The following is an 11319-nucleotide window of genomic DNA, read 5'->3' on the forward strand; positions in this document are numbered from 1 at the left end:
CTCAAAAGAACTCTTTAGTATTTAAATTAACTTATATAAGATTTTAATTTTAATAAGACTTTTTTCTCTATTCTTGAAACTTGAACTTGAGATATTTTCAAGATTTCTCCAATCTCACTTTGAGTCTTATCTTCAAAATATCTAAGCATAATTATCTGTCTTTCTCTTTTTTCTAATCGTCCTAACACTTCTTTTAATAATATATTATCTACTACTTTTTCTTCATTATTTTCTTCTTTTAAACTAATTTTATCTATTAAGCAAATTGGAGAACCTTCTTCTTCATGTATTACTCCATGTAAATACTCTACAGAAAAATTTGCCTCTATTGCCATTACTAACTCTTCTTTTTCTACCTCTAATTCTTTTGCTATTTCCTCAACAGTAGGCTCTCTACCAAATTTCTTTGTTAATACTTCTCCTTGTGCTTTTGCTTTTATTGCTAATTGTTTAAGAGATCTAGACACTTTTACCATTCCATCATCTCTTAGGTATCTTTTTATTTCTCCAAGAATCATAGGTACAGCATATGTAGAAAACTTAACATTAAATGTTGGATCAAACTTATATATAGCTTTTATTAATCCTATAGAGCCTAATTGATATAAGTCATCTCTCTCATATCCTATATTAGAAAATTTAGATACAACACTTCTGACTAACCCCAAGTTGTTTGATATGAGCACTTCCTTAGCTTCTTCGTCACCATTTTGAGCTTTTTCTAGTAATTCTAAGGTTTCTTCATGACTAAGTAAGTGTCTTTTTTCTTCTTTTTTAGCAACTACACTCATATTCAAACCTCTATTCTTTTTTGACTTTATTTAGGTAATTCTATAGTTTTAGCCATCACTACCTTAGTTCCTTCACCCTTTATAGAAACAACATCTAAGCTATCCATAAAACTTTCCATAAACGAAAATCCCATACCTGATCTTTCAAGCTCAGGCTTAGATGTGTACATAGGTTGCATTGCTTGCTCTACATCTTCTATACCATTTCCTCTATCTTCTACAACTACTTTTACTGTTCTATCATCTATTTGACATCTTAAATAAACAAATTTTGATTCGTCTTCGTCATATCCATGTATAATGGCATTTGTTACTGCTTCTGATACAGCAGTTTTAATATCTGAGAGCTCCTCTAAAGTTGGATCTAATTTTGCTGCAAAAGATGCAACTATTACCCTAGATAAACTTTCATTTTCTGACTTTGCTGAAAACTTAACCTCCAAAATATTACTCATTCTAAAAGTTCCCCCTTTTAATTAAGAATTTATTGCATCTTCAAAGGTATCGTAAATATTAATAATTTTGCTCATTCCAGATAAGTTAAATAACTTTTTCACTCTAGAACTCATATTTATAACAGATACTCTACCACCATGGTTGACTATTTTTTTATATCGTCCAATTATTACTCCTATTCCAGAAGAATCCATAAAGTTTACATATTGAAAATCAAATATTATATAATCTATTTGTTTCTTCATTAAAATTGTATCTACTTCTTCTCTAACATCTCTAGCAACATGGTGATCCAATTCTGTAGATAAAATTTCAACTAATAAGGTTTTGTCTTCAAGATAGCATTTAATCATATATTTTCCCCCCTTATGAATGATTTACAACTTAATCAATTCTAGTAAAGTCTTTTGTATCCTTCAAAGAAATTTAACTAGTTTTGTTATATTATGTATATAAATAATATCAAAAATAGCATAACAACCTATTATTACCTATATGTTATATATTTCCATAATTTACTTGTTATATTCTTATAATTTGTATTTTTTTATAAAAATACAAATTTACTTCGCTCATATAGCCAAAGGCTTCGACCGTTATTCAATTCTCAAAGTTTGAAATTATATGTTATTCATGATCAGATAACATATAATTTCATTCAATATAAATAAAAAAGTGCCTAAAAAGTATTAAAATACTTTTAGACACTTGTTACTTACACTAAAGCCATTAAATTTAAAATTGATAGACATTTTCTCCAATTCTAGCCGTTGTGATTTTGGTATGAATTTTTTATACAACCATTTTACCCTATCTAAATTCGCAGTGGTTGCTCTGCTACACACTATATCCTGATTACGTCATTACTTAATAAATTTTAGCAGTTATATCACACTCAAGTAAATTATCTACTATATTTATTGCTGAATTATTTGATATAATTAATTCCTTTATTGTTTGTAAATTAAAGTATAATTAAAAAATTAAGCATGTGATACTTTCACAAATTTTATCACAACTTTTTTCCATATGATTCCTATTATAAGTGATTGTACTGGTATCATAAGAGCAGCTTTCATTATACGAGTTGGCAATAATGCTAAATAGCCTTTCCCCATCATTATAGATAGCCAATAAGTGTCTAATCCTAAATTTAAAACAAGACATACAGTTAAAACTGCACCTATTATTCTAGGCCATGTTTTTGGTTTATTATATAAAAATACACCATATACTATTCCTGTTAAAAATGCTGTTAATGTAAAGCCTGGGAAAAATGCTCCCGAGGGAAATAATGCAACACCTAAAAGATCTCCTATTGTATATGCTATACCAGCACTTAATGGTCCATACATCATTGCTATTATTGCAATTGGTAAAAAACCAAATCCTATTCTAACTATTGGTGTTTGTATAGAACAGAATCTTGTCAAAATAACTTCTATTGCTATTAACAAACTTATTTGTATTAATTTTTTTACATCAAATTTCTTATTCATAAATTTCCTCCTAATTCTAGCTAGACACACAAATAAGTGATCCATGTGTACGGAGGTATTAAAAATGATAATTACTTTATTTCCTTGTACTGCTACTTATCATTAATTTAATATAGTCTATCTTCTTAATTTAAATAACTATCAGGCTTTAATCAAACATAAAAGTGTTATATTTGATTAAAATAAGTAAAATAATTTGTTTCTATAATTACCACAATACTTATGATTAAATTTGTAATGCCAATAGAATTGAATTTTAAAGTGAATTGATATATCCTCTTTTAATGTCTTTCTTCTAGTGTCATCAACATGTGTATACTTTATGTATACATACAAATAGAAAAGATTTCATATTATGATAATTATGTTAACATCTCATATAAATTATATCATAAATTCATAAGGTTTGTACTGTAAATTACATACTTATTATCTACCAAAGTTATCCTTATTTTTATACAAAAAAAGTAACTTAATCTATTGGATTAAGTTACTTTCATTTATATTATTTTCTTCTTGAATTAGCTTTTTCTATATTAATTTTATTACCTTTAATTTTTATATTTTTCATTTTATCTAAAACTTTTTTTGCATTTTCTTTTGGAACTTCTACAAATGTATATTTATCATATATATCTATAGTTCCAACTAATTTACCTGGTATTCCAGCTTCTCCTGCTATAGCACCAACTACATCTTTAGCTTGTACTCTTTGATTTTTACCAACATTGATAAATAATCTCACCATTCCAGCTTCAGCACTTCTACCACGCTTTCTATCGCCTCTATCTCTATCTTTACGGTCTCTTCTTCCAGATCCATCTCTGTAGTTTGAAGTTTCTTCTACTATTTCTTGTTTTTCTTCATCACCTAGTGCAAGTTTAACAAGAGCAGCTGCTATTTCTATAGCTTCTAATCCTTCTTCTTCACAAAGATTTTCTAACCATTGAGTTTGTTTAGATAAGTTGCTTTCTTTTATAGTTTCTTTAACTTGTTTGAAGAATGCAGTTACTTTCTTTTCTTCAACATCAGCTATAGTTGGTATATCATGTCTAACTAATTTAGATTTAGTATATCTCTCAATATCTTTCATTTTTCTAACTTCTTTTCCAAATACGAATGAGAATGATATACCTTCTCTACCTGCTCTACCAGTTCTACCGATTCTGTGTACATAGTATTCTTCGTCTTGTGGAAGGTCATAGTTAAATACTGCTTCAACATCATCAACATCTATACCTCTAGCTGCAACGTCTGTAGCAACAAGTATATCTATTGTTCCTTGTCTAAATTTGTCCATTACTATATCTCTTTGAGTTTGCTTTAAATCTCCGTGAAGTGCATCTGCAAAGTATCCTCTAGCTTGTAATTCACTTACTAACTCATCAGAACCTCTTTTTGTATTACAGAATACAACTGATAATTTAGGATTGTATACATCTATTAATCTACATAATACTTCTAATTTATTAGCTCTTCTTGTTTCTATATAGTATTGTTTTATATTTGGCACAGTTAATTCTTTTCTTACTATTTTTATTAACTGAGGATCCTCTTGATATTTTTTAGTTAATTCTAATATAGGTTTTGACATTGTTGCTGAGAAGAAAGTCGTTTGTCTTTCAGCTGGAGTTTGTTCTAATATTAATTCGATATCTTCTCTGAATCCCATATCTAACATTTCATCTGCTTCATCAAGAACCAACATTTTAACTTCGTCCATTTTTAAAGTTCTACGATTTATATGATCTATAACACGCCCTGGTGTCCCTATAACAACTTGTACTCCGCTCTTTAATGATTTTATTTGTCTATCTATTGGTTGTCCGCCGTAAACTGGAAGTGTTTTTATACCACTTTTATATTTTCCTAATTTCTTCATTTCACTAGAAACTTGAATCGCAAGTTCTCTTGTAGGACATAATACTACTGCCTGTACACTTTTTTTATTAGGGTCTACCATATCTAATACTGGTATAGAGAAAGCTGCCGTCTTTCCCGTTCCTGTTTGAGCTTGACCTATAACATCTTTTCCTGTTAAGATTACTGGTATAGATTGAGCCTGAATTGGAGATGGCTCCTCAAATCCTAGTTCCGCTACTGATCTCTTTATCTCATCACTAATTGGTAAATCTTCAAATTTTATTATATTCATAAATTATTTATTTCCTTTCCGTTATCATAAATATTAACTTTTCTATTATATAGTTTATTTCAATATTATGCAATTATATTTTTACCCAAAAAAAAGGTCCTATTCAGTTAATCACTTATTTTCGCAATTATCTAAATAAAACCTTATATAAATATGTATAATTTTTTGTTTAAGCTAAGTATGTAAAGTATATAGTAGTTATATAAATTATGTAAGTAATTAGTAATATCAAACCTTGTAATCTATATATTTTGCTACTTTTAATTGTGGGTAATATTAAAGTTAATAAAAGAATCGTCATAAATACAAAATCTACCCTTATATTTTGAGCTAATATGGGTAAATCATTTATTAATGATGATATTCCTATAACAGAAGTTATATTTAGTATATTAGCTCCTAATATGTTTCCTACTGATATTCCATGGTGTTTTTTTCTTATTGCAGTTAAAGAAGATACTAACTCTGGCAGTGATGTTCCCAATGCAATCACTGTTAAACTGATTACCCCTTGTGGAATTCCTATAAAACTAGCAAGCTTTACTCCATTATCTACTAGTAACTTAGAACCTACAACCATCATTATTAACCCAAGGATAAATAATACACAAGTTTTGAAACTTTCATGTTTACTCGATTTCATACTGTTGCCTGAATCACCTTCCAAGTTTCTAGAAACATTGACCCTATTTTTTCCTGATACACTTTTTATATTTGAATACATATAAAAAGAAAGCATTACGATTAATAGTAATCCATCACCTTGAGTAATAGTTCCATTACTGCCTAAAATCATTAAACCTAGTACAGAAAGTAATAATATGGCTGATTTAGAAAAAAACATGTTTTTATCAACTTTAAAAGGACTGATAAATGCCACTAATCCTAAAATCAATCCTGTATTACATATTATAGATCCAACAGCATTACCTAAACTCATTGTTGTATGATTATCTATTGATGCAAAAACTGAAACAGTTAACTCTGGTAATGTAGTTGCAAAGCTCACTATAGTAGCCCCCAAAATTAACTCTGATATTCCAGTCTTTTTACCAATTTGTACTGTACACTCTATAAATATGTCTGCACCTTTAGTTATTAAAAGAAATCCAATCAAAAACAAAATTATAACTACAGTCATGTTATTCCCTCCTATATTTATAGCTATTCAGAATTACAACGTTTATTCATTATAAATTTATATATTTTTTACAATTTTATGAAAAATGATGTTTAAATGATAATCTAGGGGGTATCTATTTAGTATAAGAAAACAGATATAATTCACTTATAAATACGATAAATATTACTCACAAATTTTTGTATACAATATACTGTGTTTATGCTAGAATATATTTGTTGTTACTTATAAATTACAACATTAATTAATTATTTACATTTTAAATAGTAATAATCACTTTTAGGAGGATATCTTAATGAACGCATGGCAAGGTTTTAAAACTGGAAGATGGACTAAAGAAATAGACGTTAGAGGATTTATCCAAGCTAACTACACTCCATATGAAGGAGATGCTTCATTCTTAGCTGGAGCTACTCAAAACACAAAAGACTTATGGGCTGAAGCAATGGAATTATTCAAAAAAGAAAGAGAAAATGGTGGAACTCTTGATGTTGACACTAAAACTGTTTCTGCAATAGATGCTTACGCACCAGGTTATTTAGATAAAGATAAAGAAACTGTTGTTGGTTTCCAAACTGATGCACCTTTAAAAAGAGCTATAATGCCTGAAGGTGGTATAAGAATGGTTGAGACTTCTTGTGAAGCTTATGGATTCAAATGTGATCCACAAGTAAGTGAAATATTCACTAAATACAGAAAAACTCATAACCAAGGTGTATTCGACGCTTATACTGCTGAAATGAGAGCTGCTAGAAGATCTGGTATAATAACAGGACTTCCAGATGCTTACGGAAGAGGTAGAATAATAGGTGACTACAGAAGAGTTGCTTTATACGGTGTTGATAGATTAATAGAAGATAAAAACGCTCAAAAAGATTCTTTAGACGTTTCTTCAATGACAGAAGATGTAATAAGATTAAGAGAAGAAATATCTGATCAAATAAAAGCTTTACAAGCATTAAAAAGAATGGCTGAATCTTATGGATTCGATATATCTGGACCAGCTACTAACTCAAGAGAAGCTGTACAATGGTTATACTTTGCTTACTTAGCAGCTATAAAAGACCAAAATGGTGCTGCTATGTCAATAGGTAGAACTTCTACATTCCTAGATATATACTTCGAAAGAGATTTAAAAGCTGGAACTATAACTGAAGAAGAAGTTCAAGAATTAATGGACCACTTCGTTATGAAATTAAGAATGGTTAAATTCTTAAGAACTCCAGATTACAACGACTTATTCTCTGGTGACCCAACTTGGGTAACAGAATCAATCGGTGGACAAGGTATAGATGGTAGAACATTAGTAACTAAAAACTCATTCAGGGTTTTAAATACTCTTTATACTATAGGACCATCTCCAGAACCAAACTTAACAGTACTTTGGTCAAAAGACTTCCCACAAGGATTCAAAGATTTCTGTTCTAAAGTGTCTATAGATACAAGTTCAGTTCAATACGAAAATGACGACTTAATGAGACCTTACTGGGGAGATGATTACGGAATAGCTTGTTGTGTATCTGCAATGAGAATTGGTAAACAAATGCAATTCTTCGGAGCTAGAGTAAACATGGCTAAAACTTTACTATACGCTATAAACGGTGGTGTTGATGAAAAATCTGGTGTTCAAGTAGGACCAAGATTTGAACCAATAACTTCTGAATACTTAGATTACAATGAAGTAATGGAAAGATTTGAAGCTTGTACAGATTGGTTAGCTAACCTTTATGTAAATACTTTAAATGTAATCCACTATATGCATGATAAATACTCTTATGAAGCATTAGAAATGGCTTTACATGATAGAGATGTATTCAGAACTATGGCTTGTGGTATGGCTGGTCTTTCAGTTACTGCTGACTCATTATCTGCTATAAAACATGCTAAAGTTAAAACTATAAGAAACGAAGCTGGTGTAGCTGTTGACTTCGAAATTGAAGGAGATTTCCCTAAATACGGAAACAACGATGATAGAGTTGATGATATAGCTGTATACTTAGTAGAAAGCTTCATGAACAAAGTAAGAAAACACAAAACTTACAGAGATTCAGTTCATACTCAATCTATATTAACAATAACTTCAAACGTTGTTTACGGTAAGAAAACTGGTAACACTCCATGTGGTAGAAGAGCTGGTGCTCCATTTGCTCCAGGAGCAAACCCAATGCACGGAAGAGATACTAACGGAGCTTTAGCTTCATTAGCATCAGTTGCTAAATTACCATACGAGCATTCTCAAGATGGTATATCTAATACTTTCTCTATAGTACCAGGTGCTTTAGGAAAAGATATGTCTGAGAGAATAACTAACTTATCAGCAATGATGGACGGATACTTCGGAGATGGAGCTCATCACTTAAACGTTAACGTATTTGATAGAGCTACTTTAGAAGATGCTATGGAACATCCAGAAAAATATCCTCAATTAACTATAAGAGTTTCAGGATACGCTGTTAACTTCATCAAATTAACTAAAGAACAACAATTAGATGTTATAAACAGAACATTCCACGGAAAAATGGCTTAAGCTTAATTGATAAAATACAAGTAAAAAGACTAAATTCATTTTTAGTCTTTTTATTTTACCCTTTTCCTATAAAAAATCAATTTTTTTGGAAATAATAATTAAAAACTTAACATAAATAATCAAAAAACTTTAAAAGCTAAGATATAAAACATATGAAATGCCCTTATTTTATAGATTTATTTATACAGTTAATCTATAATCTTCTTAATTTTAAATTTTATATAGATATTCTTTATCTTTTTTAGTTTTAATCATATAATTACGAGGTGCAATATGACTACAGGAAGAATTCACTCAATAGAAACATTTGGAACAGTAGATGGACCAGGAATAAGAAGTATCTTATTTTTCCAAGGATGTCCATTAAGATGTAAATACTGCCATAACAGAGATACTTGGAATGTTAAAGATGGAACTGAATATACAGCTGAAGAATTAATAGACAACGTATCTAGATACTCTTCTTACTGGAGATCATCTGGGGGTGGAATAACGGCATCTGGTGGAGAAGCTACTTTACAAGCAGATTTCCTTGCTGAATTATTCGCAATAGCTAAAGAAAGAGATATTCATACTTGTTTAGATACTTCTGGATTTGTTGATATAGAAAAAATCGATAAAGTTTTAGACAATACTGACTTAGTATTACTTGATATAAAACATATGAATGAAGAAGAAGCTAAAAACCTAACAGGTGTAGGAATAGAAAAAACATTAAAGTTAGCAAGACATTTAGATGAAAGAAACATACCTATTTGGTTAAGACATGTTTTAGTTCCTGGTATAACAGATAGTGAAGAAAACTTATCTCAAATAGGTGAATTAGCTGCTTCTCTAAACAATATAGATAGACTAGAAATCTTACCATATCACACTATGGGTGTTCATAAATGGGAGAACATGGGCCTTGACTATGAATTAAAAGATGTTAGAGATGCTGATGCTGATGATGTAGCTAGAGCTGCTGAAATCATAGAAAAACACGGAGTTAAAGTATTCAATAATAAAAAATAATATTTGTTGAAAAATTAGCTTTATAAATAATTCTATAAAATATGAAAGAAGCCTTATTTAATAAGGCTTCTTTTTTAATTTAATATTTAACTCATTACTATCACTATAAAATTTTAACTTCACATATTAACTAATAATAGTCTCAGTATAGTATAGTATAATATATTTATTACATAGCATAAAATCAACATACTTTTTTGCAAAAATTAATATATAAACCTATCATAAAAACATAATATTTAATAATAGTAAACACGAATATATTTGTCTAAAAATAAATCTATTTGTACTCCCTATTTATAATTTTTATATACTTTTAATTTTAATACAGTGTTCCGCTATAACCTGCTTTATGTATAAACATGCTACTTGGTGCTTGAACACTTACACTTGCAGGACCTCATGATAAAGACACGCTAGCTATATTTAGCCAATATAAATCTTGTATGTATAAAAGTGAAATAAAATTATCCAGTTCTGATATAGGAATATTACGATTAGGACGCAAAGAAAAATGAGCAACCCATAATTAACTAATCTAAATTCTTTTGCTTCAGGTGTATACATATGGTATGCAGCACCATATCTGCTACATTCTGAGGGTCTAGTAAATTTATGAATAAATTCCCCATCAACACGATATAATGATAACGCATGTCCTCCATCCAAAATATTCCATACTCCCCCTATAGAAAAAGTAAAAGTATCATTATTAATTAACTATTCAAAGGGCATATTTTTCCATTTAAAAGAAGCAAAACCTTATACTCTTCCCATTTGGCGATTATCAAATGAATAGATATTAAACTTTAATTTTTCTTTAGGTATATTTCGTGATTCAATTTTATTCGTAGGAATACTTACTATTTTTTGATTCGAATCTTTAAATTCAATATCATCATCTAAAGCTCTCATTTCCTTAAATGTATTATATATTTCTAACTTTGTTGAATTATTCATTTTTTCTAATTCATCCATTGGTATACCTGTACTTAATATAAAATCTGTAGCTAACTCTAAAATTTGTTCAGTATTATCTTTAACCTTACTTGATTCAGCATTGACAGTTAATATATTTGAACAACAAATTACTTGTAACAATAATTAATTGCATAATAAATTTTATTTTTTCATTAGTTATATACTCCTTTATATTTTTAATGTAGTGTACTATCAAATAGTGGAATAGGAAAGTAATAGTTCAATTGATTTCTCTTAAAAGTTTGGTTTATTATTGATATCTTTTGACTTTCAATTTGCACTTTTCCAAAATTAAACTCATTATATGGAAAAATATTTACGATTATTTGATCATTATTGTTTAAAGTCGAAATATGGTTATCTTTTATATGTTTGGGCTTTACTTTAAATAATAGTTCTAATATACATTTTTTATCATACATTGGCTTTACTAAATCACCAATTAAATCTATATTAGCACCATTTTTAGTAACATCGCTGAAATGGTAAGTTTGTTCTACCTTACTTGTTTTTTCATCTTTAACAAAAACACTAGCACTATTATCACATAAATTTTCATACTTATCACCATTTAGCGAGTATGATACTATTATATTATTTTTGAATAAATTAAACTTATCCTTGATTTTAACTCGTATTTTTACGTCATATACATCTGACTCATCACTAATATTTGATACTAAGCACACATCAAAATCATCTAGCTCTTTATTAGGTCCATTGCAATAAAAAAATAATACTATAATAATTGTTAT

10 protein-coding genes are annotated in these 11319 nt (G+C 28.9%); 2 read left to right on the forward strand and 8 right to left on the reverse strand.

The window, feature by feature from the left end:
• Positions 1-26: 26 nt before the first annotated feature.
• From sigF to NSA58_RS09275, 6 genes are all read right to left on the reverse strand, one after another.
• The gene (gene sigF, locus NSA58_RS09250; protein ID WP_039679420.1) at positions 27-791 is read right to left on the reverse strand and encodes an RNA polymerase sporulation sigma factor SigF; all 765 of its coding nucleotides are present in this window, start codon (positions 789-791) and stop codon (positions 27-29) included.
• Positions 792-817: 26 nt separating this feature from the next.
• A complete protein-coding gene (spoIIAB, locus tag NSA58_RS09255) occupies positions 818-1246 on the reverse strand; it encodes an anti-sigma F factor (RefSeq protein WP_039679419.1) in 429 nt (142 codons plus the stop codon).
• A 21-nt stretch (positions 1247-1267) separates the two neighbouring features.
• Positions 1268-1600 carry an anti-sigma F factor antagonist gene (spoIIAA, locus tag NSA58_RS09260; protein WP_074079445.1) on the reverse strand — a complete coding sequence of 111 codons (333 nt, stop codon included), beginning with the start codon at positions 1598-1600 and terminating at the stop codon, positions 1268-1270.
• Between the two features lie 630 nt (positions 1601-2230).
• Complete coding sequence (locus NSA58_RS09265) at positions 2231-2746, reverse strand: folate family ECF transporter S component (RefSeq protein WP_039679417.1); 516 nt, start codon at positions 2744-2746, stop codon at positions 2231-2233.
• Positions 2747-3251: 505 nt separating this feature from the next.
• On the reverse strand, positions 3252-4901 hold the full coding sequence (locus NSA58_RS09270; RefSeq protein WP_039679416.1) for a DEAD/DEAH box helicase: 1650 nt from the start codon (positions 4899-4901) through the stop codon (positions 3252-3254).
• Positions 4902-5070: 169 nt separating this feature from the next.
• Complete coding sequence (locus tag NSA58_RS09275) at positions 5071-6042, reverse strand: calcium/sodium antiporter (protein WP_074429473.1); 972 nt, start codon at positions 6040-6042, stop codon at positions 5071-5073.
• Between the two features lie 295 nt (positions 6043-6337).
• Between NSA58_RS09275 and pflB the strand changes: the two genes are divergently transcribed.
• Positions 6338-8569 carry a formate C-acetyltransferase gene (gene pflB / locus NSA58_RS09280; RefSeq protein WP_039679414.1) on the forward strand — a complete coding sequence of 744 codons (2232 nt, stop codon included), beginning with the start codon at positions 6338-6340 and terminating at the stop codon, positions 8567-8569.
• Between the two features lie 273 nt (positions 8570-8842).
• The gene (gene pflA / locus NSA58_RS09285) at positions 8843-9583 is read left to right on the forward strand and encodes a pyruvate formate-lyase-activating protein (protein WP_039679413.1); all 741 of its coding nucleotides are present in this window, start codon (positions 8843-8845) and stop codon (positions 9581-9583) included.
• Positions 9584-10345: 762 nt separating this feature from the next.
• Here pflA and NSA58_RS09290 read toward each other — a convergent pair.
• Together NSA58_RS09290 and NSA58_RS09295 are read right to left on the reverse strand one after the other, a co-directional pair.
• Entirely contained in the window at positions 10346-10684 is a 339-nt protein-coding gene (locus NSA58_RS09290) for a hypothetical protein (RefSeq protein ID WP_039679411.1), read from the reverse strand.
• A gap of 56 nt (positions 10685-10740) precedes the next feature.
• Positions 10741-11319 (reverse strand): hypothetical protein (locus NSA58_RS09295; protein ID WP_257560408.1); only part of this gene is annotated, 579 nt, incomplete at its 5' end.

This window comes from Terrisporobacter muris (genome assembly GCF_024621905.1).
GTDB lineage: Bacteria > Bacillota > Clostridia > Peptostreptococcales > Peptostreptococcaceae > Terrisporobacter > Terrisporobacter muris.